Genomic DNA, 26,908 nt, shown 5'->3' with positions numbered 1-26,908 from the left:
GTATCCCGCCGGGAACACGATTCGGCGGAAAATTCCTGGAGAGTCTCTCGTGTCGTCCCTGGCGGCGCCAGTTTTGCTTTCCTCTATCCGCCATTTTAGGAGGCTTGGGTGCTGAATTCTTCTAAATGCAAAGATGATGCCAATATTCTGGCGGCTTTCGAAAGTGCGCACGCTATTATCGAGTTCGCACTCGACGGCACCATACTGCGTGCCAATCCGCTCTTCTGCCAGTCCATGGGGTATGAAGAGGGCGAACTCAAAGGCAAGCACCACTCGATTTTCGTCGACCGCGCCGAGGTGGGAACCCCGGCCTATACGGCCATGTGGCGGAAGCTTTCCTCCGGCGAGGCGCTGAAAGACGAGTATAAGCGCTTTGCGAAGGATGGCAGCGAAGTCTGGCTCGAAGCGTCCTATAATCCCGTCATGCGCCGTGGGCGTCCCTACAAGGTCGTGAAGATCGCCACCGATATCACCGATAAGAAGCGCGCTTCACTTCGGGATGCGAGCATCCTGCGCTCTATCGACCGCTCGCAGGCCACCATTTCTTTTGCTCTTGATGGTACGGTTCTGGACGCGAACGAAAACTTCCTCGCGGTTCTTGGTTATTCTCTTGCCGAAATAAAAGGGCGCAAACATTCGTTGTTCTGCGAGCCGTCCTATGTGAAATCACAGGACTATCAGTCCTTCTGGGAAAGCCTGCGCGCCGGTGAATTCGTCGCTTCGGAGTTCGAGCGCATCGGCAAGGGCGGCAAGCGTGTTTTCATTCAAGCTTCCTACAATCCGATCCTGGACGAGAAGGGCGACGTGCAGGGCGTGGTGAAGCTGGCGACCGATGTGACGGACCGTGTCGAAAACGTACGCAGGCTGGCGAGCGCATTGCAGGCTATGGCCAAAGGCGACCTTTCCCAGTCCATCGATGAGGATTTCGTGCCCGCTCTTCAGGAGCTGAAGGAGGACTATAACGAGTCCGTCGTGCATCTGCGCGATCTCCTCGACGAGACCAAAAACAACGCCCATTCCATCAGCGCGAGCTCGGAAGAGGTGCGCATTGCCTGCGACGATCTGGCAAAGCGTTCCGAAGATGTTGCGGCGTCGATCGAGCGCACCGCCGCGGCGCTTGAAGAGACAAGCACCAATGTTGAAAGCGCCAGCGCCAAGGCGGAAGAAGCCGCCGAGTTGGCCATGCGGACCCGGACGGGTGCCCTGGCCTCCGGCGATGTCGTCCAGAATGCCATCAATGCCATGGGACAGATCGAAGAGTCGTCCGCCAAGGTAGCCAATATTATCGGCATCATCGACGAAATTGCCTTCCAGACCGGTCTCCTCGCCTTGAACGCGGGTGTCGAAGCCGCCAGGGCCGGAGAAGCCGGTCGGGGCTTTGCGGTCGTGGCTCAGGAAGTTCGTGAACTGGCGCAGCGGTCCTCGGCCGCCGCAAAAGAGATCAAGGACCTCGTCGGGACCTCGGTTGAGCAGGTGAATAGCGGCGTTGGTCTCGTCAATCGCGCTGGCGAAGCGCTCGAAGAGATTGTTTCACAGATCGGAGAGATCAACGAACGGATCGGGTCGATCACGGATGGCTCGAAGGAGCAGGCGGTCGGGCTGCGGGAGATTTCTCGATCGGTCAATCTCGTGGACGAAAATGCGCAGCAAAACGCTGCGATGGTCGAAGAGATGACCGCAGCCAGCCATTCACTTGCTAGTGACGCGGCGAAAACCCTTGATCTGGTGGGGCGCTTCAACCTCGCCAAAGTACCGGATAGGGGCGGTCGTCCGGAAGCTGCATCGCCGCTCCACGAAATGAAGCAACGGCTATCAGTCGCTTTCGGATAAGGCGGCCGGTCGCATCGACAGGCCACTTCCCGTTGCTAGTGAGCTGGATCGGCTGTTGGCTGATCCGGACTTGCCGGCGCTCTCGGCTCGATCAGGTTCTTGCGGGTTTCCGCCGCCGAGAAGATATCGGACTGAAGGGCCACGAGATCGAAGTCGATAGTCGTCTCGATCCGCTGTTTAGCCTGCTTCGCCAGGCTCTTGGCGAGGCTGAGCAGGTCATTAAATTGGGCACGCCTGTCTTCGTCGGTCGAGGTGGCGATCCATTCGTTGAAGCTGTCCTCGATGGCGATCTGGATGGGTCTCGTCTCTTCCGGTTCATGATGTTCGGGAAGAACGAGCGATAGGGCAAGCGACTGATAGCCGACGACCTCGTTGTTCTCGGAGACAAGGGGGGCGACCAGGACAGGCAAGTCGCGGCTTTCCGCGGCGTTGCCACCCGCCTCAAGCGCGTGCGGATCTGCGCCTTCCGTCTGGTTATCTTCGCCTGTCGGCATTCCGGATTGGCCCGGCGACGTCACAGCCGGAACGGAAAAGATGAGGCCTGCGGCCAGGGCCGAAGTGCCGAGCAAACCGAAGAGCAGCGGTCGCAACATCAGCCATAAGCCCCGGGCATCATGGAGTAGGTGCCGTCGTCCTCGGCGTCGCGGGCCATATCCATCAGCGTGTCGGTCACCTTGCGGTTGACGTAGATGCTGATCTCGATCTGGCGACGGTTTGCCGCAATCGCCTGATTCAGCTCGGAAAGCTTGTCCCGGTCGATCGCCTTGAGTTCGCTTTCATGCAGACGCGAACCGAGCCGCATGAACTCTGTCAGCAACTGGTTCTTGCGCGTGTTGAAGTGCGCCAACTCACGCTCGCCATTGGCCTGCAGATATTCCGTCTCTTCGGCCAGACATTTGGAGATCGAGCCGATCAGGCGCTCGGCAGCGCCAACACCTTCAGATATCGTTCGCCGTTCCAAGGGGGGCATCCTCACTCACCTGTGTTCTTTTATCCGCCTTGCTGATCGCGCAGCATGCGAAATGTTATTTTGTCGACGATCGAGGCGCCGTCCGCCGTGCTCGATCGAACGTCGCCACCTGCCATAGCCAAGCGTCCGGTGATCGTTTCGGCGATGCCGATGCCGCCGCGTTCGGCAAAGGATTCGCCGATCTTCTCGGCCTGCAGAGAGCGCCACATATCGCCGGCAAACCCATTGCCATAAACGGCTCCGGCCTCTTTTGGCATCATTTGCTCGATCATCTGCTGCAACATCATGGCCTCAAAGCGCTGGAGAGCGGCGGCGTCGTTTTTGGGCGCCATGGTCGCCACGTCTTTCGGCCCGGCACCTGCCGTTGGTAGCGGAGCCTCGACGTCGGCACGGAGCGCCTCAGTAAAGGCGCTGGCCGCCGTCCCGGACATTTCCGCGATTCCGGCCAAGCGCGCACGAGCCTGCTCGACAGATTGGCGGTCAGCCGCGCGGGCAACATCGGCGATCAGGTCACCGGGAAAGTCGACTGCCATGGCCCTTCTCCCTTCATCTGCCGATCAGCTTATTGGACGAAGCTTGCAAGAGACTGATCACTTAACGGTCCGCTCAGATATCGTCGGACGAAAGACGGTTCGCGAGATCCTCTTCGCGTGCCAGCGTCGCGCTTTCGTGCTCAGCCCGACGCTGATCGTCCCGGATATTGTCCATCCACCGCTCTTCGCGTTTCAGGTCGAGCGAAAGCGCCTTGATCGATTCGCGCAGTGATTCCGCCTGCTCGCGCAGCGCGCCGCGCCGTTTGCCGATCATCCCGACAAAGCGGTCGAGAGACTGATTGTCGCGCGCGATCAGAGATTCGATCTCATCCATTTCGCGCTCGACACCCATGAGAAGGATGCGAAGGCGATCCCGCTCCTGCTCGCGTTGGGCGCGCAGGCGCGAAAGCGTCGCGATCAATCGCTTGCGTCTGGCAGGGCTTTGCATCGTGGACCGTCCTAATGGGCCATCAGGTCGAACAGACCGGCGCCGAATTGCGAAAGAAGCGGGCCGATTGTGGCCGCCGTGAGAAGAAGGCCGCCCAGAAGAACCGCTGGAAGCGACATGAAGTAGACGGGGATCTGGGGCGTGAGCTTGTTCACCAGACCGACCGAAAGATTGACGATGATGCCGTAGGCAAGGAAAGGTGTGCCCAGCCGGAGCGCCATCAGAAAAGCGTCGGTTGCCATATTGTTGGCGCGTGTCAGCACCGCTTCTGCCGACAAATCGCCCCCGAGCGGCAGGATCTGATACGACTGCACCAGCGAGGCAATCACCGCATGGTGGAAGTTGAGCGTGAACATGAGCGTGAGCGCGCTGAGCGAAATGAAGGTGCCCAGCGAGGCCTGGGGGTCGGCTTCCGCGACCGCTGGCCCCAGCATGCCGCCATAGCCAATCGTCATGGCGATGGCCGAGGTTATGAATTCCAGTGCCGCGACTACGATGCGCACCGAAAAGCCAATGATGATCCCGATCATCGTTTCCGTGGCGATAAGGCGTAAGAGATTGCCGTCCCCATCCATGGTTCCGCCGACGGCGATCGTCGTGACCGAAGGAAGGATGGCGGCGGCGAGTGCGATAACGAGAAGCATGCGGACGCGCGGCGGAATGCGCGCAGAGCCGATGCCAGGCAGGATCATCAGGCAGCCGCCGATCCGGCATAGCACCAGGAAGAATTCAAGGCCCAGTTGCTGGACGATCAGCGCCATGCGCGAACCCTTTAGCCGATCGATCCCAGCAGCTTGACCTGCATGCCGCGGGCCAGTTCCGAATGGGCGATCACCGGCAGGCTTGGGTGAAGGCGCTCCAGAATCATTCGGACATAGGGGCGTGTTTCCGCCGATGTGAGGAGCGCGAAGGGAACACCGCTCTGGGCATGCTGCTTGATGACGGTCGACGAATCGTCGGCGAACTTCTCCAATGCCGCTGGGTTCATGTCGAAATCGCGTACCTCGCCATTATTGTCGCGGCGCAGGCTCTCCTGAAACAGAATGTCCCACTGGGTACCGAGCCGTAGCACATTCAAAACGCCGTTCTTGGACAGGTCGCCGCAGATCTGCTGGCTGATGCGCATCCTGACATGCTCGACCAGTTTCTCAGTGCGGCGCATGTGCGGCGCGACTTCGGCAACGGCTTCCAGGATAAGATTGAGGTTCCGAATGGAGACGCGGTCGGCAAGCAGCATCTTCAGAATCGCCTGAAGACCTGGATAGGAAAGGTGGTTCGTGCAGATATCATCGGCCAGCTTGCGATATTCTGGCTCCAGACGGTCGATCAGGTGGCGCACCGCCTTGTAGGACAGAAGCTGAGGCAGATTGTTGCGGACCACTTCGGAGAGGTGTGTGAGCAGCACGCTGACATTGTCGGCGGTGGAAATGCGCCGGCGCTTCAATTCGTCCGTGAGATGGCCCGGCATACTCATCGCGTCCATGCCGAAGGCCGGTTCCCTGACCTTCGTGAAGGGCAGGTCGCTGACGGCCTCTTCCGGGCAGAGGGCGAGAACTTCGCCGATACGCAGTTCATAGGACGCCAGAACGGTTCCGAAGACACGGATCTGATAGTGATTGGGCGGGACCGTAAGATCGTCCTTGATCGCGACTTCAGGGATGACAAATCCGTATTCGCTCGCAAACTTCTTGCGGATGCGGGACATGCGGAAGGTCAGTTCCTCGTTCTGCGGGACCAGCGCAACCGAGACCTGCTTGCCCATGACCACTTCGATTTCACTGACGGTGAGTGAATTCTTCAGCGAGCGGTCGTCGGCCTGCTGCTGCTCGGCGAGTTCTGCCTCCCGCTCGTTTTGCTGCTCCACTTCGCGCTCGCGTGTCGCCTGCTGGATGCGCAGCGCCGCCCCACCGAAGATGCCGGCCAGAATGATGAAGGGCATGAAGGGCAGACCCGGCATGAAGGCGAGAACTGCCAGCAATCCGCCGCCCACGTAAAGCGCGCGAGGGTGGGCACCGAGCTGCTTGAAGAGGATGACGTCCGCCGAGCCGCGTGTGCCGCCCTTGGATACCAGCAGGCCTGCGGCCAGCGAGGTGATGAGGGCGGGTATCTGCGAGACCAGGCCGTCACCGACGGACAGCTTGACGAAGACGTCCGCCGCTTCGCCGAAATTCATCCCATGGCGGGTATAGCCGATGGCGATGCCGCCGAAAACGTTGACGGCGGTGATGATGAGTCCGGCGACCGCGTCGCCGCGAACGAATTTCGAAGCACCGTCCATGGAGCCGAAGAACGAGCTTTCCTCTTCCAGTTCCCGGCGACGGATCTGCGCTTCCTTTTCGGTGATGATGCCGGCGCCGAGATCGGCGTCGATGCTCATCTGCTTTCCCGGAATGGCGTCCAGGGTAAAGCGTGCGCCAACCTCGGCGATACGGGTCGCGCCTTTCGTGATGACGATGAAATTGACCACGACGAGGATGAGGAAGACGACGACACCGATGAGGAAGTCACCGTTCATGACGAATTTGGCGAAGCCGCCGATCACATGGCCTGCGGCGTTTGACCCCTCGTGGCCTTCAGAGAGGATGACGCGCGTGGTGGCGATGTTCAGCGACAGCCGCAGCATCGTCGCGATCAGGAGCACCGTTGGAAACGCCGAAAAGTCGAGCGGGCGGTCGATCCAGAGAGCCACCAGCAGGATGAGGATGGAAAAAGCAAGTGAAAGCGCCAGCCCCATATCGATCATAAAGGAGGGGATCGGCAGGAACAGAATGACCAGAATCATCGCCACGCCGATTGCCAGCCCGATATCGGACCGCTTGGTCGCTGCGCTTTTGGCCGGGCTGGTGGCGAGACTCAAAGGGATACTCCGCGAATGATGGCGGCGAAGGTAGGCAGGCAAACTTGTGTCTGACTGGCGATCTTGCGTCTGAGTGGCGACTTTCCTTTCGCCTCGCTCCGTTCCAGTTTGCTATGCCAAGCACGAATTGGCCCCACTGGCGAAAGGAGGAAGCATGTCAGCCGAGGACCGGCTTCTGGCGATCCGCGATGAAATCGCGCCCCGCGCCCCGGGCATGATCGTCACGATTTATGGCGATCTCGTCATGCCCAATGGGGGTGTTCTCGGGATGAGCGCGCTGATCGGACTTTGTTCAAAACTGGGGTTCTCCGAGACCCTCGTGCGGACGGCCGTTTCACGGCTTGTCGCTGCGGGGCGTCTGCAGGGCGTAAGGCAGGGCCGGAAGAGTTATTACAGGCTGACTGCTGCGGCGGAGGAGGAGTTCATGGCCGTGGCCTGCCAACTTCATGGGCCTATGGAACCGCCCTCGGGTTGGGCGATACATATGGCGCCATCGCTGCCAGAGCCGATTGCAAGGGAAAATCACTTCAGCCGGCTTTCCGGAGATCTGTTTCTGTCACCCGACCGTGGCCACTTTCCGAAGGACGTCGAGCTTAGCTTCACGGTGGGGGCAATCTCCGACACGACACAATTGCCTGCTCTGGCGCGGTCCCTCTGGCCGGTCGACGAACTGGCGGATGGTTATGCGGCCATGATTAATCGGTTTCTTCCCCTCCGCGACAGGGCCGCGTCGCTTCCCGCCGAGGAGGCTCTCTTGGCGCGGCTCTTGCTTGTTCATGCCTACCGCACCCTGCTCCTGCGCGATCCGCAGCTACCGGCCGACGGCTTGCCATCTGACTGGCCTGGCGGTGAAGCAAGGGGGCTTTTCGAAGAGATGCACAGCCATCTTTCGACGGCGGCAAAGCCAGCCGTAAAGCTTTGTTTCTCCGATGTTGCAGAGCCTGCCTGACCGGGCGGGGCATCGACACGCCCGACGAAACATCACACCAATTTCCAAATTTCTTTCTTTATGTGATGTTTTGTGTTATATCTTGGGTCTGGTGGAGGAAACTAGACATCGCTGTGCGGCATTCCTGCCTTGACGGGCGGGTGCATCGCCAATCGGTTTGGAGGATTTATGTACGGACAGGAACTGGGCGCCAAGGAGCGTGATGGAATCGAGGCCGGCACCGAGGAGCTGGAAGCCGCTTTCCAGGCGCGGATCGACAATAATGAGCGGATCGAGCCCAAAGACTGGATGCCGGACCATTACCGGAAGACGTTGATCCGCATGATGGGCCAGCACGCCCATTCTGAAATCGTCGGCCAATTGCCCGAAGGAAACTGGATCACCCGCGCGCCCACCCTCGAGCGGAAGCAAATTCTGTTGGCTAAGGTGCAGGATGAAGCCGGGCATGGGCTTTATCTCTATTCCGCGGCTGAGACGCTGGGCGTTTCGCGCGACGATCTGACAGAGCAGCTTCTGTCGGGAAAGATGAAATACTCGTCCATTTTCAATTATCCGACGCTGACATGGGCCGATATCGGCGCTGTCGGGTGGCTGGTCGACGGTGCAGCGATCATGAATCAGGTGCCGCTGCAGCGCACGTCCTACGGACCCTATTCGCGTGCCATGATCCGCATCTGCAAGGAAGAGAGTTTCCATCAGCGACAGGGCTTCGACATCATGCGCAAGATGGCGACCGGAACTGATGAGCAGAGGGCGATGGCTCAGGATGCGCTCAATCGCTTCTGGTATCCGTCGCTGATGATGTTCGGGCCATCCGATAAGGATTCGGTCCATTCTGACCAGTCGATGAAGTGGCGTATCAAGATCAACACCAATGACGAGTTGCGCCAGAAATTCGTCGACCAGACGGTGCCGCAGGCCGAGTTCCTCGGACTGAGCGTGCCGGACGACGAGTTGGCCTGGAATGAAGAGAAGGGCGGTTACGATTTCTCGCAGCCGGACTGGTCGGAGTTCTTTCAGGTGATCAAGGGCAATGGCCCCTGCAACGAAGAGCGGATCGAAGCGCGCCGCAAGGCTTGGGACGAGGGCGCCTGGTTCCGCGACGCGTTGAACGCGCATGCCGACAAGCAGGCACAGCGTCGCCAGGAAAGCACGCTTCAAGCAGCCGAATAATCAACGGACCGAATCGATTGGGAGAAGTGCCTTGAGCAAGGAATGGCCGCTCTGGGAAATTTTCATCCGGGGACAGCATGGGCTGAACCATCGTCACGTCGGCAGTCTGCATGCGCCCGACGCCGAAATGGCGATCAATCATGCGCGCGATGTCTATACACGTCGAAGGGAGGGTGTCTCGATCTGGGTGGTAAAGTCGAACGAGATCACAGCGTCGTCTCCGAGCGAGAAGGGGCCTCTTTTCGACCCGGCCGAGAGCAAGACCTACCGGCACCCCACCTTCTACGATATTCCCGATGAAGTGGGCCATATGTGATGCCGTCGCTTCCCGACATGAATTCCACCGATGTGGAGGAGTTGGCGCACCGCGCCGCCGAGCGACAGGGGCCGCACGATCATCACCTCCATGACGAAGAACTGAAGCCGGCCTTCTTCGAATGGCTTTGCCGTCTGGGTGATACGACGCTGGTGCTCGGCCATCGCATCTCCGAATGGTGCGGCCATGCGCCGGTCCTGGAAGAGGATATAGCGCTTGCCAATGTCGCGCTCGACCTGATCGGCCACACGCAGATGTGGTTGGGTCTGGCGGGCGAAGTGGAAGGCAAGGGCAGAAGCGCGGACGAACTGGCCTTCCGGCGTGACGCTATGGATTTCCGGAGCCTGCTCCTCGCCGAAAAACCCAATGGCGATATCGGCTTCACATTGACCCGTCAGTTTCTCTTCGACGCGTATCACGTCGCGTTGCTGCGCGCCTTGACCGACTCATCGAGCGTTCGTGTTTCGGAGATCGCGGCAAAGGCCCTGAAAGAAGCCAGCTACCATCTCGACCGGTCGTCCGATCTGATCATCCGGTTGGGCGATGGCACCGAAGAGAGCCATCGCCGTGTGCAGAAGGCGCTCGATACGCTTTGGACCTATGCCAACGAGATGTTCGTCACCGATAGTGTCGACGAGGCTGTGGCCGAAGCAGGGATCGCGCCGCGCCCGGAGACTCTGAGAGCTGCGTGGGACAGTCATGTGAGCGCCGTTCTCGCCGAGGCAACCCTGAAGCGGCCGGATAATGATTTCGCCCGCACTGGCGGCAGGAATGGCGAGCGGCACAGCGAGCATCTTGGCCATCTGCTTGCGGAGATGCAGTTTCTGCAGCGCGCTTATCCCGATGCGAGCTGGTGATGACTGTCTCGACGCGTCCCGATACCAAGGACGTCTGGAACTGGCTTTCAGACGTGCCGGATCCGGAAATTCCGGTCATATCGGTGACCGATCTCGGGATCGTTCGTGATGTTCGCTATGAAGACGAAACGCTGGTCGTTGCCGTAACACCAACCTATTCAGGCTGCCCTGCCACCTCGGTGATCGAACTCGATATCGAAACGGCGCTCGCGGCAAAAGGCGTTTCGGATCTGCGGATCGAGCGCCGCCTGTCTCCGGCCTGGAGTACGGAGTGGATCGGTGAAGAGGCGCGCGAAAAGCTGCGCGCCTACGGCATCGCCCCGCCAAGCGAGAGCCAGCCTTCTTCACAGATCGCGTCTCGCGCCGCGCGGCTTGCCGGTCGAACATCGCTTGTGGTGGCTTGTCCCCGCTGCAATTCCACCGAGACTGAGAAAATCAGCCAGTTCGGGTCGACGCCCTGCAAGGCCGCCTATCGCTGCAAGAGCTGTTTTGAACCTTTCGACTATTTCAAATGTATTTGAGTGAGGCGCCATGAGCCGGTTTTCGCCCCTGACGGTCACTGATCTGCAGCGTGACACGCGCGATTCCGTTATTGTATCCTTGCAGCCGCGTGAGGACGACCGTGACAGGTTCGCCTTCACGCAGGGCCAGTATCTCACTTTCCGCCGATCTTTCGGCGATGAAGAATTGCGGCGGTCCTATTCGATCTGCGCCGGCTGCGACGATCCCGTTCTTCGGGTCGGTATCAAACGCGTCGACGGGGGCGCCTTTTCGACCTTTGCGAACGAGGAACTGAAAGTCGGCGACACGTTGGAGGCCATGCCCCCGCAGGGCCGCTTCCATACGCCGATCGAAGAAGATTCGACGCGCCATTATGTCGCCTTCGCTGCCGGTTCGGGCATCACGCCCGTGCTTTCGATCATCCGCACCGTTCTGACGCGCGAGCCGAAAGCTCGTTTTACGCTGGTCTACGCCAACAGGCAGGTCAATTCGATCATGTTCCGGGAGGAATTGGAGGATCTGAAGAACACCTATCTCGGCCGTTTTTCGCTGCTTCATATCCTCAAATCCGAAGCCGGCGAGAGCGAGTTGTTCGGCGGTCGGATCGACCGCGCGAAGCTGGACCGTCTCTTCGAGGTCTGGATCGACCCGGAATCGATCGACACCGCCTTTATCTGCGGTCCGGAAGCGCTGATGCTCGTGATTGCGCAGGCTCTGCGCGAGCATGGGCTGGATGACTCGCGCATCAAGTTCGAACTGTTTGCCTCGAGCCAGCCGGGCCGCGCTGCGACACGAGCGAAATCGAGACGGCAAAAGCAGAGCGGGGGCGATACCGAAGCCTCGATCACGCTCGACGGAACAACGCGCTCGTTCACGATGTCGAAGCAGACCAGCCTTCTGGATGCCGCGTTGGCGCACGATATGGACGCTCCCTATTCGTGCAAGGCGGGCGTCTGTTCCACCTGCCGGGCCAAGGTGCTGGAAGGCGAGGTGGAGATGGATACCAACCACGCCCTGGAAGATTACGAGGTGAAGGCCGGCTATGTGCTGTCCTGCCAGTGTCATCCGCTGACCGAAAAGGTCGTGCTCACCTATGATGAATGAAGAGGCCAGGGCGTGACCGGAAAAGCCGAAATCGAACACTATCTGTCGCAGGGCGGCGTCCTGACCGCTCCTGACAATGTGCCGGCCCGCTACCGTGGTGAACTGTTGCGGCTGATGTCTTCCTTCGTTGACAGCGAGCTGGCGGGTTCAGCCGGTTTCGCGGACAGCATCAACCACGCGCCCGGCATCAAGGAGCGGATTGCGGCGAGCCGGATCGTTCTGGAAAAGACCGATCATGCCGAACGCGTCTTGGATCTGATGTCCGACTTCGGCACCGACAAGACCCGCTACAACCAGGCCCATGACTGGTCCGCTCGGATCGAGCGCGATGCCACGCTTGCGGCGCGGCGCCATGGCCCGGACATGCGACTTTCCGTTTTCCATTTTCCGCTGAACGGATGGGTGGATGCGGTGGTCTTCAATGTCCTGATGGGATTGGCGACGGATGTGCAGCTTGAGGAGATGAACCACATTTCCTACAGGCCGCTCGCGGACGTCATCCGTCAGATAAAACCTCGCGAAAAGCGCCATACGGAACTTGGTCTGGAAGGTCTCGAACGCATTGTCGCTTCCCCTGACGGAAAAAGCGGTGCCGAGCGCTCGATTGCCTATTGGCAGCCAAAGGTCGCGGACACCTTCGGAGAGTCCGGCTCCGACCGCTTTGACCGTCTCAACGCGATCGGCCTCCGCTCCCGTCCGAATGCTGTCCTGCGAGAGCAATGGAGCGATCTGCTGAACGAGAAACTGCAGCGATTGGATCTATCCCGAGCAGCCGAAATCTCTACAGTCCCGCATTATGGGCAGGAGTAAGTGCGATGAACGAGCAGGTACGGGTCAAGCAGAGCGTTGATCCCCATGAGGGTGACGCCACTCTTCAAGCTGACGCGTTCGATCTGGGGCGGCCGCCGGAAGGCTTTATCGACGATCCCTATCCGACCTACGCTGCGCTTCTTGCCCATGCGCCGGTGAAGAAGCTTGGCGAAAAGAGTTATTTGCTCAGCCGCCACGCCGATCTGACTGCGGTTTACAAGGATACGTCGCTCTACTCGTCCGACAAGACAGTCGAGTTCGGCGAGAAGTACGGCAAAACACCTCTCTTCGAACACCACACCACGAGTCTCGTCTTCAACGATCCGCCGCTTCATACAAGGGTGCGTTCCATTCTGGCCGGCGCCCTCAATCCAAGAGCCGTTTCTGCTCTGGAGGGCGATGTCGAGGCGCTGGTCGGCCGGCTGCTGGACGACCTTGAGACCAAGGCGGAGCGCGGCGAAGCCATCGATCTGATCGAGGATTTCGCCTCCGCCATTCCGGTCGAGGTGATCGGAAACTTGCTGGCGGTGCCGTATGACGAGCGCGAGCCGCTGCGCGACTGGTCGCTCGCCATTCTCGGCGCGCTGGAGCCTGTTCTCAGCGAAGAGGAAGAGGCGCGCGGCAACCAGGCGGTGACCGATTTCCTCGCCTATCTGGAGACGCTGGTGGGTCGGCGCCGCGAGACCCCCGGCGACCCTGACAAGGATATGCTCACGCGGCTGATCTTGGGGGAGAAGAGCGGCGAGAAACTGTCGGAAGCCGAGCTTCTGCAAAATTGCATCTTCATCCTGAATGCAGGCCACGAAACCACGACCAATCTGATCGGTAACGGCCTGGAGCTGCTCGAGCGTTTTCCCGACCAGCGTCAACGTCTGCTCGACGACCCGTCGCTCATCCGCACGGCCGTCGAGGAAATGCTGCGCTATGAATCGTCGAACCAACTCGGCAACCGGATGACGACGGCGCCCGTCACCTTTAACGGGGTCGACATGCCCGCCGGAACCTTCCTGACGCTATGCATCGGGGCAGCCAATCGCGACCCGGCCGTCTTTGAGGAGCCCGACAGGTTCGATATCGGCCGGCGACCGAACCGGCACCTGGCTTTCGCTTCCGGCCCGCATCAATGTATCGGTATGAGCGTGGCCCGGATGGAGGGACAGATTGCCGTAGCGCGCTTTCTGGAACGCTTTCCGGCTTACCACCTGATCGATGGTTCGGTGCGCAGCAGGCGGCTGCGGTTCCGTGGGTATCTCTCGCTGCCCGCCCGGCTTGATCGCTGAACCGCCACGAAGCCAAAGCGGGCTTTGGCGCGCTCGCTGGAACGATTCTCATCGGTGGGAATTGGATTTGCAGGAATGCCGCATTGCGGCCAGTTGCGTTCAGTTTCGGAGAAGCGTTCATGGCACCTCGTCCCGTCTGGAAAGGCCAGCTTCGCCTCTCGCTCGTCTCCATTCCGATCGAACTCTATACCGCCACCAAGACGGCTTCGAAAATCAGCTTCCGGCAGATTCACGAACCATCCGGCAAACCGGTTTCCTATGAGAAGACGGTCGCCGGGATTGGTCCGATCGACACCTCTGACATCGTCAAAGGGTATGAGACCGATGACGGCGAGTATGTGCTGATCGATCCGGACGAAGTCGACGCGATCAAGCTGGAAACCAAGAAGACGCTGGAGCTGGTGCAATTCGTTGGCTCCTGCGAAATCCCGCCGCTCTATTTCGACAAGCCATATTATGTGACACCGACCGACGAACTGGCGCAGGATGCCTACCGCGTGGTGCGGGACGCGCTTCGCCAGAGCGAAAAGGTCGGCCTTGGGCAGCTTTCCATGCGCGGCAAGGAGTATCTCGTCGCGATCAAGCCCTGCGGTGACGGGCTTTTGCTGGAAACGCTTCATTATGCCGAGGAGATACGGAACGCCGATCCGATTTTCTCCGAGATCAAGGATGAGGAGACCGATGATGATTTGCTGGATGTCGCCACGACGTTGATCGACCGGAAGACGGCGCCATTCGACGCCTCCTCCTTCAGCGACAATTATGCCGAAGCGCTTCGCGAACTGGTTGAGGCGAAGGTCTCCGACAAAAAAGGCACGCGCGTGCCGGTCAGCGATGGCGAAACGACCCCCAAGGGAAAGGGGGGCGGCAATGTTGTCGATCTGATGGCGGCACTGAAAGCCAGCCTCGACAAGGCTGACGATACGAAGTCCAAGAAGTCCTCGGGAAGTTCCAGCAAATCGAAGTCGTCCTCGCGTAGCCGGAAAAAGGCATCATAAGCGATGGCGAGCCGCCGTGAGCAGGCCGCCGAGGCACTGAAGGCTTACGACGAAAAGCGCGACTTTTCGAAGACGGCCGAACCATCATCCTCGTCGAAGACCAATGTGCCGCCGGCGCTCCATTTTCTGGTTCAGAAACATGATGCGACGCGGCTTCACTATGATTTCCGCCTCGCCTGGAACGGTGTCCTCCTCTCCTGGGCGGTGACGCGCGGGCCGAGCCTCGACCCGTCCGAAAAACGCCTCGCTGTCCGGACCGAGGATCATCCGCTCTCTTACGGCACGTTCGAGGGCACCATTCCCAAGGGTGAATATGGCGGTGGCACGGTCATGCTGTGGGATCGCGGTGCGTTTGCGCCGCTTGCCGATTTCGATGAAGGCCTTGCTGAGGGGAAGCTGAAGTTCGAGCTCTTCGGCGACCGGATGGCCGGCGGCTGGACACTCGTGAAGATGAAGGGCAAGCCAAGCGAGAAGCGCGAAAACTGGCTTCTCATCAAGGAACGCGACGGTCATGCCGTCGATGATGACGGCGAGGGGATCATCAAGCGCAATACGCTTTCGGTGAAAACCGGCCGGACCATTGCACAGATCGCCAAGGGCGAAGAGGCGCAGGAACTGCCGGAGAAGGGCAAGGCGGCGCGGCGGGTTTTGCCCGCGCAGAAGACGGGCAGGAGTCGGCGCGCCGACGGCAAGCTGCCGCCCTATCGCGAGCCGCAACTGGCGACGCTGGTGGACGATGCACCGGAGGGCGAGGATTGGCTGCACGAAACCAAATATGACGGCTATCGCTGCATCGCCGCGATTGGCGGCGGCGCGGTCAAGCTCTGGACGCGCAATGGCAAGGACTGGACCGAGCGCTACAAGGCCGTGCCGGACGCGCTCGCTGCGCTGCCGTGCAAGAGCGCGCTGATCGATGGCGAGATCGTCTCTCTGCATGCCGGTGCGGGCAGCGCCTTTTCCGCCCTGCAATCCGATCTGGAGGCCGGTGCGCCGGTCCGACTCCAGGCCTTCGACCTCCTCGAACTTGACGGCGATGATCTGACCGGTCTGCCGCTCATCGAACGGAAGGAAAAGCTGGAAGCGCTGATCGGGGCTGCGCCGGAGAGCGTCGCGCTCGGCTATTCGCAACACATTGCCGGCAATGGGCCGGCGGTTTTCAAGGCCATTGCCGAGGCCGGCGGCGAAGGCATCATCAGCAAGAAGGCCGACGCCAAATACAGGAGCGGCCGCAACCGCAATTTCCTGAAGGTTAAGGCGGAGAAGCGCCAGGAATTCGTCATTGGTGGCTGGAGCGAAAGCGACAAGAAGGGAAGGGCCTTCTCATCGCTCCTGCTCGGTGTCTTCGATGGCGACGATCTCGTCTATCGCGGTCGTGTCGGTTCCGGCTTCGACGAGGAAACGATGGCGCAACTGGAAAGCGCGATGAAGCCGCTGGCGCGCAAGACCATGGCGTTTGAGGCGGTGCCGCGTGCGATGAAGCGCGGCGCGCATTGGGTGACGCCGAAGCTCGTTGCCGAAGTGAAATTCGCCGAACTGACCGATGACGGCCATATCCGTCACGGCGTGTTTCTCGGCCTTCGCAAGGATAAACCGGCGGATGCCGTGGTGGACGAGAAAAGCGCCAGCGCCGGCGAAGCGTCGATCGACGAGGTGGCGAAGATGGAGACCCCAACTTCATCAAAGGCCAAGCCCACGAAGAGCACTGGCGGCAAGGTCGCGGGCATTGCCATCACTAGCAGCAAGCGCGTCATCTTCGACGATGCGAAATGGACCAAGCGCGATGTCGCCGAATGGGCGGAAGCTGCGGGTGAGCGTCTCTTCGAACTGGCGGGCAGGCGGCCCCTCTCGCTGGTTCGCTGCCCGGGCGGGGTGCGGGGCGGCAAGGCGTGTTTCTTCCAGAAGCACTACGAGGGCAGCTTTCCGCCCGGCATCGGTGCGGTGAAGGTCGAAGAGAGCGACGGCGACAGCGCCGATTATCTCATGGTCGAAGCGCAGCAGGGGTTCGTCGCTGCCGCGCAGATGGGCACGATCGAATTTCACCCCTGGATTGCCGCCGCCGACAAGCTCGACAAGCCGGACCGCATCATCTTCGATCTGGACCCGGATGAAGGGCTTGGCTGGGGCGACGTGAAGAGCGCGGCGTGCGATCTGCGCGACCTTCTGGCCGATCTCGGCATCGAAACCGTGCCGGTCGTCACCGGCGGTAAGGGCATTCACGTCACCGCGCGCCTCCGGCGCATCGCCGATTACGACACGGTGACGCTGTTTGCGCAGACGCTGGCCGCCTATCTCGGCGACAGCCAGCCGAAGCGCTTCACCGCCAATATGCGCAAGGCCAAGCGCGGCGGGCGCATCTTCGTCGACTGGCTGCGCAACCAGCGTGGCGCGACGGCCGCCAGCCCCTATTCGCTGCGCGCGCGAAAGGGCGGGCCGCTTGCCATGCCGGCCACGTGGGATGAACTCGACACGCTGAAAGCCGCCAACACGTTCGACCTTTCCAATGGCTATGAGCGGCTGGACGCGCCATGCCCGCTGATCGACGGCACGGACCTGCAGAGCATCGGCAAGCCGCAGGTGGAGGGGCTGGAGAAGCTGATGAGCGGCTAGGGTACTGACCCTGTTGCCCTCTCTATGAATTTATTCACAGTGCTCTGAGCACCTGCACACTGTCATCCGATCGAACGGATGAATGGTGGCTTGGATAGGTGCCTGACAACGGATTTGCCCACCTGCGCTCGGACGCTGCGCTGAACCGTGCACGTTTTGCGGTTGCCGCCGCTGCTTGGCGGGAAGCGAAGCGCCAGCCTCTTACTGCAGATGATAGCGCGCGACGTGCATTCGCAATGCGTCTGGACGCGGCAGCAGCCAAGAACGAACGCACGCTGCTGCGGACGATCGGCGGCAAGTTCAATCCGCCGTTGACGCGCGAAGATCTGTCGGATGTCACCGGAGCACGTGCAGACGCGCTGATCGAATGGGACCGGCGTATCGCCTCCATTATCTCCGTGGCAGCGGATGACTCCGAGCAATTCGGAGCACGGCGTGAACGAATGGAGGCACGGCTCCTCCAAGCCTTTGCTGCGCGAATCAACGCCGAGCAGCAACAGGACCTCGGCATCGACCAATATGTCTGGCGCAGCCGCGACGATTCCGACGTCCGGCCGTTGCATGCCACACATGACGACAAGGTGTTCGACTGGGACGATCCGCCTGAGGGCGGACATCCCGGCCATGCCTTCAACTGCCGCTGCCATGCGGAACCCTACCTGCCCGACGACGAGCCAGACTGGGTGCCGGATATCGGGCCGGAGTTCGAAGCCGCATTGAGGGCTGCGGAAGACCGTGGTTTCTACCGCGCGGTCCGCGACTTTGCGGCGGATTACCTTGAATCCTTACGGGATTTGATCGGCCTCGCGGGCACGATCGGCGAACTCGCCTACCTTCTTCTAAAACTCGGCACTCAAGGCCTGACCCGGCAAGAAACGCAGCGTTTCCAAGAGATCCTCGGCGGAGCGCTTGGAGAGGCCGAAGCCCTCAAAGAACTCGCACTGCATGCGCCGAAACTCGCGGTTTCGTTCCGAAATTATTCCCAGAGCGTCCATGCCCGCGCGCGGGAAACGGAAGCAGCCTATCGCTCCGGATTCACCACACAGGCCGACGCGGAAGCCGCGCGAGAAGCTTCCGGTTATCTCAACACCCAGGTCCTTCTCCACACGATCAGTTCGGTAGGGCTAGGCGCGACGACGCTGCCGAAACTTCTCAAAGGGATGCCGAGCGGTAAGTCGCTCAGGGTCGGTGCATCCGTCGCTGAACTCAGAATGCATCTGCAGAGGTTGAGCCGCCAAAACAGAAACTGGCTGCGCCGCGACTTCCGCCATGCCAGAAATACGGCGATTATTTTCGGAAAAGGTATTCGACAGCAGGGCGACCCCTTCGAAGCGCATCTTGCCAAAGAGGGAAAACTGGGGCTCTGGCTTCACACTATCGCCCCTAACTTCAAGACCTTCGATTTCTGGGATAAGGTCAGTAAGACTGCGACAAGCGTAAAAACGATCGATGTTTGGAAGAAAAGTTATACTGACGATCCAAGGCGAATATTTCATCGCCTGAAGGGTTATATCGATAAGATGCACCACTTTGGCCGCGATATGAGAAACGACTTTGAGTTGAGCGCCGATGAGATTGTGGTGAAACGATTGGAACTGGCTATCCCTCGTGGCGTATCATCGGGTCAACTAAACGAAATCAGACGGGCTATCGCCTATGCAGAAAGTTTGAAGATTGAGATGATTGTGACGGTGGTGCACCAATGATCGGAAGCAATCGAAACAAACGGCGTTCACCGGTAAGACAGCAAGCCAATGTTTTCCAATTTCGACGCTTCTATCGCATCTATTCATGTCTCGTCTGGGGTGCGTCGATCTACGATCCGGGCGGTTATGAACAATTCCCGACGATCGATATCGATGACGAGAAATTTGGAAACGCGGTTCGCGAGGCGCTTGCTGCAAGCCGAGCGTCGCCAGACGACGAATTATGGGATCGAGCCTATGATTACAGAAGGACCGGCGAATTTAAAAAGACTGATAGAACAATGCTGGAATTGGCCGGTGTGAAGAGCTTGAGAACACTATATCGCGGCGCTGGTAGCGTATCCGTCTGGCACGATGAAAATTCCATCACCATCTCGGCCTGGAAAAACACTGGCGTTGAAAGCTGGGGCCCTGTGCGGAATTATGAGCGGTTGGAATTGCCGGATACGATTAAGGATGAGGAACTGGGCGCGGCTATACGGGAGCATCTGGCGATCAGCAAAGGCGCCTAATGTCTCGCGTCGACCAGTTCTACGATAGGAATACGAGGGGTACCCCGGAGCGGAGGGCGTCAGTCTTTTCTTTTCGACTCTTCTACCGCGTCCACTCTTGGGCGTGCTATGGCATGGCAAGCATCGACCCCGAAGGGATGGATGAATTTTACTCTCGGGATTTGCGTGCGGCCGAATTGGGAGCTGCCGCCTGGAAGGCCCTGCACGCCAGCCGTTATCTGGAGTATGACGATGCCATTCGGGCGGTTCGGGATTACGTGAAATCAGGCCCTTCTGATCGATCCATCCAAGAAATGAAAAAGCGCGCGGGCGCCCGGAGTATCAAGATACTGTTCGAAGGTTCGGCGAGCGTCGATCTGGTTTGGACTGAGGGAACGATCGAACTGGAGCCTCTCCGGCACATCATTGGAGATCGTTGGACGCTGTTCGAGAACCGCGAGACGATCAAGTTTACCGACACCGTGTCCGATGAAGAACTCGGCACGGCGCTGCTATCCGAACTCGAGTTCAGTCGAGACGGCAGCTATAAGGGGACGTGAGGAAGGCCTCCTTGGGCTGAGGCGGAATTGGCGGAGCGCTAGCCGTCTTGCTTTCGCTCATCTCGGTCGCAAGAATATAATCCTTTTCGTGCCTGCCGCTTTATGTCAATCTGGTTGGCATGAGCTGCCAGATGGCCGAAGGGGAGACGCTAATGTCACGCAATTGCTCTTGCCAGCGGAGTCGGTGCCGGTGATCGGCTGGCTCCGGCGCGAGCTAAGGCTGCTGATAGAGCGGAAGGCCATCGCACGACAGTTCAACGCGATCGCCGATGAGCAATGGCGCAAAATCGTCGCGCAAATCGGCTCGCAGTTTCCTGGGCCCCTGACCGACAGGGACCGGCCCAACCTGTCCGCCTTGCGCGACGAGGCCATTTCATTCCGGCAGGTTTATGTCGAGGAGCGGCGGAAGACTCCGGATATCTCGCCGGAGCAGGCCGAGCGGCAGATCGCCTGCTTCGAGCGTGACCTGCTGAAACGGTTCGGCGCGGACATCAACGCCGAGCTGCAGGTCGGCAGCGGTATTCCTTCTTATACCTGGCGCTTTGGCCCGACCTGTCCCGACGAGTATCATGAGGTGAGGGAGGGCGAGGAATTCGACTGGGAGAAGGGTTTCAAGGACGGCTATCCGGGAGAGTTTCCGACCTGCGATTGTTATGGCGAGCCGCTGCCGTTCGATGATCTGGGCGACGAGCCGGAGCCGGAAGCAGAGATGGATGCCGAGGCTGGAACGACCTTGAACGATCGATGATGACAAGGCCCTGGCCAGAAGGCGACGATCGTTAACGGGGGAAGGGCATGAACCCGGAACCATCGCCTCCCGCCCGGATTGCTCCTTGAACCAACGGAATGAGGAGACGAGCCATGGCGCAGTGCGAACAATGCGGAAATGACTATAGCCGGGCCTTTCAGGTGACGATGGACGGCCAGACCCACACCTTCGACAGCTTCGAGTGCGCGATCACGGCGCTCGCGCCGACCTGCCCGCAATGCGACGCGCGGGTGATCGGCCATGGTGTGGAGAAGGGTGACACCGTCTATTGCTGCGCCCATTGCGCCGAGATGGATGGCGTCTCCGGCCTGAACGACAGCGTGTCCTGACGGCGCGGTCCATGCTGTCCTGAATAGCGCCGCCCGATGGTTCGGACGGCGCTCATCGTCTTCAGAGCTTTAGAACTCCGCCCATTCATCCTGGGCGGCGGCCGCGGAACCGCCGCTGAAGCTCGTCCGTACCTTGGAGAGCATGGCCTGGACGGGCGACTTGCCCGATCCCTGTCGGGCGCGCGGCGCGTCGTTTGCGACGAGCTCCACTTTTTTCGCGGCGCGCGGAGCCCGTGATGGCGCCGGTGCCTCTCCGCCGAGGCGGAATCGCAGGACGAGGCCGGAGAGCGCCCGTGCATCATTGGCGAGGCCATGGGTCACGGCGGTCGTCTCCTCGACCATCGCCGTATTGCGCTGCGTGACCTCGTCCATCTGCGTGACCGAGCTATGGATCTCGGCGATGCCGATGGCCTGTTCGCTGGCTGCGGTCGCGATCGCGCTGATGTGATCGTTGATATCGTTGACCTGTTCGGCGATGCGGGCGAGCGCTTCGCCCGTCTCCTTGACGAGGCCGACACCGGACGAGACTTCACTGGTCGACTTGGCAATCAACCCCTTGATCTCGCGGGCCGCGTCTGCGGAACGCTGGGCCAGCTCGCGGACTTCCTGCGCCACGACGGCAAAGCCCTGACCGGCCTGTCCGGCGCGGGCCGCCTCGACGCCGGCATTGAGCGCCAGAAGGTTAGTCTGAAACGCAATATCGTCGATGACGCCAATAATACTGGCCATCTGGTTGGAGGCTGCCTCGATGCGATCCATCGCGCTGACCGCCTTGGTCACGACCTCGGTCGATGACGCGCAGGCGTGGCTGGCCTCATGGGCGCGGGCCGTTGCATCCTTGGCGCGCTTCGACGAGCTGTCGACGGTCGCCGTCATCTCTTCGAGGGCTGCCGAGGTTTCTTCCAGCGAGGCGGCCTGCTGTTCCGTCCGCCGCGACAGATCTTCCAGAGAGGAGCGCATTTCGCTGGAATTGGCGTCGACCGTCTGAATGCTTCCCTGAATCTCCAGCAGGGTTTCGGATAGCGTCTGCGCCGATTCGTTGAAGGACAGGCGCAACTGGTCGAGCGTGTCGACGAAAGGCTCCTCGATCCGGTAGGTCAGATCGCCCTTGGCGAGTTTATCCAGCGCACCCCCGAGTTCGGAGACGGCCGTTTCCAGGTCGCGCTGGCGCTCGGCATCACGCTGATGTTCGGCTTCGCGGCGATTGCTTTCCTCTATTTCCCGGTCGCGGGCCGCAGCCTGTTCCTCATCGGCCTTTCGAATGACAAGCTGCTTGTAGGCTTCGAAGGAACGGGCGATTTCGCCGATTTCGTCCTTTCGGTTCTCGCCTTCGATACGCGTATCGGTCTGGCCGTCCGCCAGGGCATTGAGAGCCTTGACGGTCGAGGTCAGGGGGCGACCGATGGAGCGCGCGACCATCACGGTGATGAAGCCGATCAGGGCAAGGGCGAGGGCTGTCACGAGGATGACAGCGGAGAAGACCGTGGCGCTGGCTTCTTCGGCTGCTTCGGTGGACCGCGTCAGCATTTCAGACGCGAGCGATTTCAGGCGCTCGAATGTGGGCGCGACCGCCTTATAGGCGGCATCCATATCGGCCCGGACGGCTTCCTTGGCGATCGTCGCTTCGGCAAAGCGGTGAAAATCGGCCTGATATGCATCGATCAGGCCGAGAACTTCGTTTCGCGTTGCGGCAGAGCCGAACATCGCGGCTGGAAACTGCTTGAACTCGCTCACCCGCTCGTCGAGCCGGTCCACATATTTCTGCTCGCCCCGCATGATGAAATCTTTCTCATGACGACGCATCATCAGCATCTTGGCGAGCAGTGACGGCTCGTCCAGCGTGTCGATCTTTTCTTCCGCATTGTGGACGGTCTGGCGAAGGGAGCCCTGCAGGCCCGATGTCTCGTCCAGGCCGAGACGCCGCTGTGTTTCGACGAGTTGTTCGAAGGCCTGCCGATAACTCTGAAAACCACTCATCAGAAGAGCGCTCTGATCGGCAAGCTCCTCGGGCAGGTCTTCACCCTCAATATTGGCGAGATTGTCGATCCGCTGTTCTGTCAGCTCTGCGGCCGCCGCGTGATCGGCAATGTCCACTTCCTGACGTGTGATGAGGAAGTCGAGCTCGGCGCGGCGGGCATCCTGAAAGGAAATCTCGATATTCTTCGTGGTCGCCTCGATGCGCTGCGCCACGTCCTGCCGCTTCTGATAGCCATCCTCGACGCGGTCTCCAAAATAGAAGATGCCGCCAACAGCGAGCATGCCAGCGACTGTCAGTGGCACGACGAGAAAGATGCGGGTTTTCAGTTTCACAGTTTATGTCCCCAATAGAGAGGCAGAGGCATGGTGCCGTAACGTCACCGTGACACGTGCAGAATTAGAAGAGTTTGATATAAAATTGTCATATATTAATTTATTAATAACATGGGCTTGTTTGCGAGGGCGGGCGTCGCCACACGGTGGGCTTATGGAAGAGGCGCGGGTTTCCTCTGTCGATACAGGCCATCGGGGACAAGGTGGTCTTGCATGACCGTCCGGGGCAGCGTATCTCTTGTTGATAGCCAGGGGGGCTCCACCGGCGCATTCCGCGCCAAGGAGCTGAGAGGCCGATAAGCGCAGTGCCTTGTTGGCGGTGCGCGGCGCGGCGACCCTTCGAACCTGATCCGGGGTGAAAACCGGCGTAGGGAGCGCGAAGCGGACGAGCCGCAGCCACAATCACTCTCGGCACGTCGTCCCGTTTTCCGTTTTTCCGCCGCCATGGTGCCCGGATCGCGACTATGCGAACCGAGGAGCGCGCCCATGAACGTCGTCAAACCCGTCACACCGGAAGTCACGCAAGGGCCGCTGCCCGCTTCGACAAAAGTCTTCGCCAAGGGCGAGCATCACCCGCAGATCGCTGTGCCGATGCGCCAGATTGCCCTGCACCCGACGGCAGGCGAGCCGCCGGTGACGGTCTATGATGCGTCTGGTCCCTATACCGACCCGGATGCGCTGATCGACATTCAGGCCGGGCTGCCGCGCCACCGCGAAGTTTGGATCGAGGCGCGCGGCGATTGCGAGCGCGTGGAGGGTCGCGAGGTCAAGCCGGAAGACAACGGCTTTGCCAAGGGCGACAAGCTGACGCCGGAATTTCCCGTCCGGAACAAGCCCTTCAAGGCGAAGGACGGCAAGGCCGTCACGCAGATGGCCTATGCGAAGGCCGGCATCATCACGCCGGAAATGGAATATGTCGCGATCCGCGAAAATCTCGGCCGCGAAGCTGCCAAGGCCAAGCTCGAGCGTGACGGCGAGGATTTCGGCGCGGCGATCCCGGACTTCGTGACGGCGGAGTTCGTCCGCGAGGAGATCGCACGGGGGCGGGCGATCATCCCCTCCAACGTCAACCATCCCGAGCTTGAGCCGATGATCATCGGCCGCAACTTCCTGACCAAGATCAACGCCAATATCGGCAATAGCGCCGTCACCTCCTCCATGGCCGAGGAAGTGGAGAAGATGGTCTGGGCGATTCGCTGGGGCGGCGATACTGTCATGGACCTCTCGACGGGCCGCAACATCCACAATATCCGCGAATGGATCATTCGCAATGCGCCGGTGCCGATCGGCACGGTGCCCCTCTATCAGGCGCTGGAAAAGGTGAACGGCATTGCCGAGGACCTGTCATGGGAGGTTTTCCGCGACACGCTGATCGAGCAGGCGGAGCAGGGCGTCGATTATTTCACGATTCATGCGGGCGTCCGGCTCCACTATGTGCCGCTGACGGCCAATCGCGTCACCGGCATCGTCTCGCGCGGCGGCTCGATCATGGCGAAGTGGTGCCTCCATCACCACAAGGAAAGCTTCCTCTACGAGCATTTCGATGAGATATGCGACATTTGCCGCGCCTATGATGTGTCGTTCTCGCTGGGCGACGGTCTGCGCCCCGGCTCCATCGCCGATGCTAACGATGCGGCGCAGTTCGCCGAACTGGAGACGCTGGGCGAATTGACGAAGATCGCCTGGGCGAAGGATTGCCAGGTGATGATCGAAGGCCCCGGCCATGTGCCGATGCACAAGATCAAGGAGAATATGGACAAGCAGCTCGAAGTCTGCGGCGAGGCGCCGTTCTATACGCTCGGGCCGCTCACGACCGATATCGCACCGGGGTACGACCACATCACCTCAGCCATCGGTGCGGCGATGATCGGCTGGTTCGGCACGGCGATGCTCTGCTATGTCACGCCGAAAGAGCATCTTGGCCTGCCGGATCGCGACGATGTGAAGACCGGCGTCATCACCTACAAGATCGCGGCGCATGCGGCGGACCTCGCCAAGGGCCATCCGGCGGCGAAAATCCGCGATGATGCCTTGTCACGGGCGCGGTTCGAATTCCGCTGGGAAGACCAGTTCAATCTCGGGCTCGACCCGGACACGGCGCGCGAGTTTCATGACGCGACGCTGCCCAAGGAAGCACACAAGGTGGCGCATTTCTGCTCCATGTGCGGGCCGAAATTCTGCTCCATGCGGATCAGCCACGACATCCGCGCCGAAGCGCAGAAGGAGGGCATGGAGAAGATGGCGGAGAAATACCGTCAGGGCGGCGATCTTTACATGACGCCGGAAGAAGTGGCCGAACTCGACGAAAAATCGGAGAGCCCCGCCGAATGACGATCCTCATTGCAGGCGCCGGCGCCGCCGGCCTCGTAACGGCGCTTTCCCTTGCCGAGGCGGGCCAGGCCGTTCGCGTCATCGACCGGGCCGAAAACTTCGGCCCGGAAACGTGCACTTGGTATTCCGGCGGGATGCTGGCGCCATGGATCGAAGCGGCGACGCAGGAAGAGATCGTGAGACGCCGCGGCATGCCGGCCATCGACTGGTGGGCCGAACACGCATCGGTCACGCATCGCGGCTCCCTCCTTGTCACGCCGGATCGCGATACCGGCGATCTGGAGCGCTTCGCGCGCAGGACGGAGGCTTTCGAGTGGCTGGACGGCGAGGGTGTGGCCGAATTGGAGCCCGACCTTTCAGGCCGCTTCTCCAAGGCACTTTTCTTTCCGAAGGAAGCGCATCTCGATCCGCGTGATGCCATGGCTTCGCTGGTAGGCCGACTGGAAGCACTTGGGGTGGCGATCGAATACGGCGTCGATCTTGCCGATGAACGCCAGCGGCATGGGGGCATGATTATCGACTGCCGCGGCATGGCGGCCAAGCCGGAGCTTGCCGATCTGCGAGGCGTTCGTGGGGAGATGCTGGTGGTGCGAACGAACGAGGTGTCGCTTTCGCGGCCTGTTCGCCTCCTTCATCCACGGTTCCCCTGCTATATCGTGCCGCGTGGCGATGGACACTTCATGGTCGGCGCCACACAATATGAAAGCGAACGGCGGGGAAATGCCACTGTTCGGGGAACGGTCGATCTTCTGAACGCGCTCTATGCGCTGCATCCGGCCTTTGCCGAAGCTGAGATCGTCGAAACCGGCGCGGATTTGCGCCCCGCCTTTCCGGATAATCTGCCGAGGGTTGTCCGCGACGGGCGCACGGTCCACGTCAATGGCATGTTTCGGCACGGCTTTCTTCTTTCTCCCGCGGTGGCGGAAGACGTGGTGCGTGTCGTCGAAGGTGACGAAGCGGAGTTTTTGCATGAAACTGATCGTCAACGGGCAACAGCATGAGGCGGCGTCGCAGAATCTGGATGCGCTTCTGACGGAGCTCGATTATGCGGGCCGGCTGGTGGCGACCGCTCTCAATGGTGATTTCGTGCCGAAGGACGAGCGCGCAGCAACCCCATTGGCCGATGGCGACAAAATTGAAATTCTGGCGCCCATGAAGGGCGGCTGACAGGACCCTATC

26 protein-coding genes are annotated in these 26,908 nt (G+C 60.4%); 19 read left to right on the top strand and 7 right to left on the bottom strand.

Annotated elements, in window-relative coordinates; genetic code table 11:
* Nucleotides 1-108 precede the first annotated feature (108 nt).
* A complete protein-coding gene (locus D8780_RS11805) occupies nt 109-1,830 on the top strand; it encodes a methyl-accepting chemotaxis protein (RefSeq protein ID WP_245412335.1) in 1,722 nt (573 codons plus the stop codon).
* A 35-nt stretch (nt 1,831-1,865) separates the two neighbouring features.
* Here D8780_RS11805 and D8780_RS11800 read toward each other — a convergent pair whose 3' ends face one another.
* From D8780_RS11800 to flhA, 6 genes are all read right to left on the bottom strand, one after another.
* The gene (locus tag D8780_RS11800; protein WP_121645765.1) at nt 1,866-2,423 is read right to left on the bottom strand and encodes a hypothetical protein; all 558 of its coding nucleotides are present in this window, start codon (nt 2,421-2,423) and stop codon (nt 1,866-1,868) included.
* Nucleotides 2,423-2,791, bottom strand: coding sequence for a hypothetical protein (locus D8780_RS11795; RefSeq protein ID WP_121645764.1), 369 nt, complete (start codon nt 2,789-2,791; stop codon nt 2,423-2,425). The genes D8780_RS11800 and D8780_RS11795 overlap by 1 nt, the downstream gene beginning before the upstream one ends.
* A 29-nt stretch (nt 2,792-2,820) precedes the next feature.
* Entirely contained in the window at nt 2,821-3,333 is a 513-nt protein-coding gene (locus D8780_RS11790) for a rod-binding protein (RefSeq protein ID WP_121645763.1), read from the bottom strand.
* 73 nt (nt 3,334-3,406) lie between these two features.
* A complete protein-coding gene (locus D8780_RS11785) occupies nt 3,407-3,781 on the bottom strand; it encodes a hypothetical protein (RefSeq protein WP_147440312.1) in 375 nt (124 codons plus the stop codon).
* Between the two features lie 11 nt (nt 3,782-3,792).
* A complete protein-coding gene (gene fliR / locus D8780_RS11780; protein WP_121645761.1) occupies nt 3,793-4,542 on the bottom strand; it encodes a flagellar biosynthetic protein FliR in 750 nt (249 codons plus the stop codon).
* 11 nt (nt 4,543-4,553) lie between these two features.
* Entirely contained in the window at nt 4,554-6,638 is a 2,085-nt protein-coding gene (gene flhA / locus D8780_RS11775) for a flagellar biosynthesis protein FlhA (protein WP_121645760.1), read from the bottom strand.
* 154 nt (nt 6,639-6,792) lie between these two features.
* Between flhA and D8780_RS11770 the strand changes: the two genes are divergently transcribed.
* The 15 genes from D8780_RS11770 (at nt 6,793) to D8780_RS11700 (ending at nt 21,088) form a co-directional block, all read left to right on the top strand.
* Entirely contained in the window at nt 6,793-7,587 is a 795-nt protein-coding gene (locus tag D8780_RS11770; protein WP_121645759.1) for a PaaX family transcriptional regulator C-terminal domain-containing protein, read from the top strand.
* Nucleotides 7,588-7,755: 168 nt separating this feature from the next.
* Entirely contained in the window at nt 7,756-8,760 is a 1,005-nt protein-coding gene (gene paaA / locus D8780_RS11765; RefSeq protein ID WP_121645758.1) for a 1,2-phenylacetyl-CoA epoxidase subunit PaaA, read from the top strand.
* Between the two features lie 31 nt (nt 8,761-8,791).
* Nucleotides 8,792-9,076: a 1,2-phenylacetyl-CoA epoxidase subunit PaaB gene (paaB, locus tag D8780_RS11760; RefSeq protein ID WP_121645757.1), complete on the top strand. Its 285-nt coding sequence runs from the start codon at nt 8,792-8,794 to the stop codon at nt 9,074-9,076.
* Entirely contained in the window at nt 9,076-9,933 is an 858-nt protein-coding gene (paaC, locus tag D8780_RS11755) for a 1,2-phenylacetyl-CoA epoxidase subunit PaaC (RefSeq protein WP_121645756.1), read from the top strand. Before paaB ends, paaC begins: the two co-directional genes overlap by 1 nt.
* On the top strand, nt 9,933-10,454 hold the full coding sequence (gene paaD / locus D8780_RS11750) for a 1,2-phenylacetyl-CoA epoxidase subunit PaaD (protein WP_121645755.1): 522 nt from the start codon (nt 9,933-9,935) through the stop codon (nt 10,452-10,454). The genes paaC and paaD overlap by 1 nt, the downstream gene beginning before the upstream one ends.
* 10 nt (nt 10,455-10,464) lie before the next feature.
* Nucleotides 10,465-11,538: a 1,2-phenylacetyl-CoA epoxidase subunit PaaE gene (gene paaE / locus D8780_RS11745; protein ID WP_121645754.1), complete on the top strand. Its 1,074-nt coding sequence runs from the start codon at nt 10,465-10,467 to the stop codon at nt 11,536-11,538.
* A gap of 12 nt (nt 11,539-11,550) precedes the next feature.
* A complete protein-coding gene (locus D8780_RS11740) occupies nt 11,551-12,348 on the top strand; it encodes a Phenylacetic acid catabolic protein (protein ID WP_121645753.1) in 798 nt (265 codons plus the stop codon).
* A 5-nt stretch (nt 12,349-12,353) separates the two neighbouring features.
* Nucleotides 12,354-13,628 (top strand): cytochrome P450, encoded by a 1,275-nt coding sequence (locus tag D8780_RS11735; RefSeq protein ID WP_121645752.1) that lies wholly within the window; start codon nt 12,354-12,356, stop codon nt 13,626-13,628.
* 119 nt (nt 13,629-13,747) lie between these two features.
* Nucleotides 13,748-14,626, top strand: coding sequence for a non-homologous end joining protein Ku (gene ku, locus D8780_RS11730; RefSeq protein WP_121645751.1), 879 nt, complete (start codon nt 13,748-13,750; stop codon nt 14,624-14,626).
* Between the two features lie 3 nt (nt 14,627-14,629).
* Entirely contained in the window at nt 14,630-17,233 is a 2,604-nt protein-coding gene (gene ligD / locus D8780_RS11725) for a DNA ligase D (RefSeq protein ID WP_121645750.1), read from the top strand.
* Nucleotides 17,234-17,544: 311 nt separating this feature from the next.
* Nucleotides 17,545-18,939 carry an endonuclease toxin domain-containing protein gene (locus D8780_RS11720; RefSeq protein ID WP_158598497.1) on the top strand — a complete coding sequence of 465 codons (1,395 nt, stop codon included), beginning with the start codon at nt 17,545-17,547 and terminating at the stop codon, nt 18,937-18,939.
* Entirely contained in the window at nt 18,936-19,451 is a 516-nt protein-coding gene (locus D8780_RS11715; protein WP_121645748.1) for a contact-dependent growth inhibition system immunity protein, read from the top strand. The genes D8780_RS11720 and D8780_RS11715 overlap by 4 nt, the downstream gene beginning before the upstream one ends.
* A complete protein-coding gene (locus D8780_RS11710; protein ID WP_121645747.1) occupies nt 19,451-19,990 on the top strand; it encodes a contact-dependent growth inhibition system immunity protein in 540 nt (179 codons plus the stop codon). The genes D8780_RS11715 and D8780_RS11710 overlap by 1 nt, the downstream gene beginning before the upstream one ends.
* Nucleotides 19,991-20,180: 190 nt before the next feature.
* Nucleotides 20,181-20,738: a hypothetical protein gene (locus tag D8780_RS11705; RefSeq protein WP_147440311.1), complete on the top strand. Its 558-nt coding sequence runs from the start codon at nt 20,181-20,183 to the stop codon at nt 20,736-20,738.
* A gap of 113 nt (nt 20,739-20,851) precedes the next feature.
* Nucleotides 20,852-21,088 (top strand): hypothetical protein, encoded by a 237-nt coding sequence (locus tag D8780_RS11700; protein WP_121645745.1) that lies wholly within the window; start codon nt 20,852-20,854, stop codon nt 21,086-21,088.
* 69 nt (nt 21,089-21,157) lie between these two features.
* Here the strand turns inward: D8780_RS11700 and D8780_RS11695 are convergent, their stop codons facing one another.
* Nucleotides 21,158-23,398, bottom strand: coding sequence for a methyl-accepting chemotaxis protein (locus tag D8780_RS11695; RefSeq protein ID WP_121645744.1), 2,241 nt, complete (start codon nt 23,396-23,398; stop codon nt 21,158-21,160).
* A gap of 486 nt (nt 23,399-23,884) precedes the next feature.
* Between D8780_RS11695 and thiC the strand changes: the two genes are divergently transcribed.
* The 3 genes from thiC to thiS are packed head-to-tail and all read left to right on the top strand — an operon-like array spanning nt 23,885 to nt 26,896.
* On the top strand, nt 23,885-25,729 hold the full coding sequence (gene thiC, locus D8780_RS11690) for a phosphomethylpyrimidine synthase ThiC (protein WP_121645743.1): 1,845 nt from the start codon (nt 23,885-23,887) through the stop codon (nt 25,727-25,729).
* Nucleotides 25,726-26,730, top strand: a complete 1,005-nt coding sequence (locus D8780_RS11685; RefSeq protein WP_121645742.1) for an FAD-dependent oxidoreductase — start codon at nt 25,726-25,728, stop codon at nt 26,728-26,730. The genes thiC and D8780_RS11685 overlap by 4 nt, the downstream gene beginning before the upstream one ends.
* A complete protein-coding gene (gene thiS / locus D8780_RS11680) occupies nt 26,699-26,896 on the top strand; it encodes a sulfur carrier protein ThiS (RefSeq protein ID WP_121645741.1) in 198 nt (65 codons plus the stop codon). The genes D8780_RS11685 and thiS overlap by 32 nt, the downstream gene beginning before the upstream one ends.
* Nucleotides 26,897-26,908 lie beyond the last annotated feature (12 nt).

Source organism: Notoacmeibacter ruber (assembly GCF_003668555.1).
Lineage (GTDB): Bacteria > Pseudomonadota > Alphaproteobacteria > Rhizobiales > Rhizobiaceae > Notoacmeibacter > Notoacmeibacter ruber.
The sequence above is the reverse complement of the archived record's forward strand: the minus strand, read 5'-3'. Positions and strand labels throughout refer to the sequence as shown.

Excerpts from the sequence above, each read along its gene's own strand:
- D8780_RS11800 (WP_121645765.1), bottom strand. The coding sequence starts at position 2,423 with ATGTTGCGACCGCTGCTCTTCGGTTTGCTCGGCACTTCGGCCCTGGCC.
- D8780_RS11790 (WP_121645763.1), bottom strand. The coding sequence starts at position 3,333 with ATGGCAGTCGACTTTCCCGGTGACCTGATCGCCGATGTTGCCCGCGCG.
- D8780_RS11785 (WP_147440312.1), bottom strand. The coding sequence starts at position 3,781 with ATGCAAAGCCCTGCCAGACGCAAGCGATTGATCGCGACGCTTTCGCGC.
- fliR (WP_121645761.1), bottom strand. The coding sequence starts at position 4,542 with ATGGCGCTGATCGTCCAGCAACTGGGCCTTGAATTCTTCCTGGTGCTA.
- D8780_RS11770 (WP_121645759.1), top strand. The coding sequence starts at position 6,793 with ATGTCAGCCGAGGACCGGCTTCTGGCGATCCGCGATGAAATCGCGCCC.
- paaA (WP_121645758.1), top strand. The coding sequence starts at position 7,756 with ATGTACGGACAGGAACTGGGCGCCAAGGAGCGTGATGGAATCGAGGCC.
- paaC (WP_121645756.1), top strand. The coding sequence starts at position 9,076 with ATGCCGTCGCTTCCCGACATGAATTCCACCGATGTGGAGGAGTTGGCG.
- paaD (WP_121645755.1), top strand. The coding sequence starts at position 9,933 with ATGACTGTCTCGACGCGTCCCGATACCAAGGACGTCTGGAACTGGCTT.
- paaE (WP_121645754.1), top strand. The coding sequence starts at position 10,465 with ATGAGCCGGTTTTCGCCCCTGACGGTCACTGATCTGCAGCGTGACACG.
- D8780_RS11735 (WP_121645752.1), top strand. The coding sequence starts at position 12,354 with ATGAACGAGCAGGTACGGGTCAAGCAGAGCGTTGATCCCCATGAGGGT.
- ku (WP_121645751.1), top strand. The coding sequence starts at position 13,748 with ATGGCACCTCGTCCCGTCTGGAAAGGCCAGCTTCGCCTCTCGCTCGTC.
- ligD (WP_121645750.1), top strand. The coding sequence starts at position 14,630 with ATGGCGAGCCGCCGTGAGCAGGCCGCCGAGGCACTGAAGGCTTACGAC.
- D8780_RS11715 (WP_121645748.1), top strand. The coding sequence starts at position 18,936 with ATGATCGGAAGCAATCGAAACAAACGGCGTTCACCGGTAAGACAGCAA.
- D8780_RS11710 (WP_121645747.1), top strand. The coding sequence starts at position 19,451 with ATGTCTCGCGTCGACCAGTTCTACGATAGGAATACGAGGGGTACCCCG.
- D8780_RS11700 (WP_121645745.1), top strand. The coding sequence starts at position 20,852 with ATGGCGCAGTGCGAACAATGCGGAAATGACTATAGCCGGGCCTTTCAG.
- thiC (WP_121645743.1), top strand. The coding sequence starts at position 23,885 with ATGAACGTCGTCAAACCCGTCACACCGGAAGTCACGCAAGGGCCGCTG.
- D8780_RS11685 (WP_121645742.1), top strand. The coding sequence starts at position 25,726 with ATGACGATCCTCATTGCAGGCGCCGGCGCCGCCGGCCTCGTAACGGCG.
- thiS (WP_121645741.1), top strand. The coding sequence starts at position 26,699 with ATGAAACTGATCGTCAACGGGCAACAGCATGAGGCGGCGTCGCAGAAT.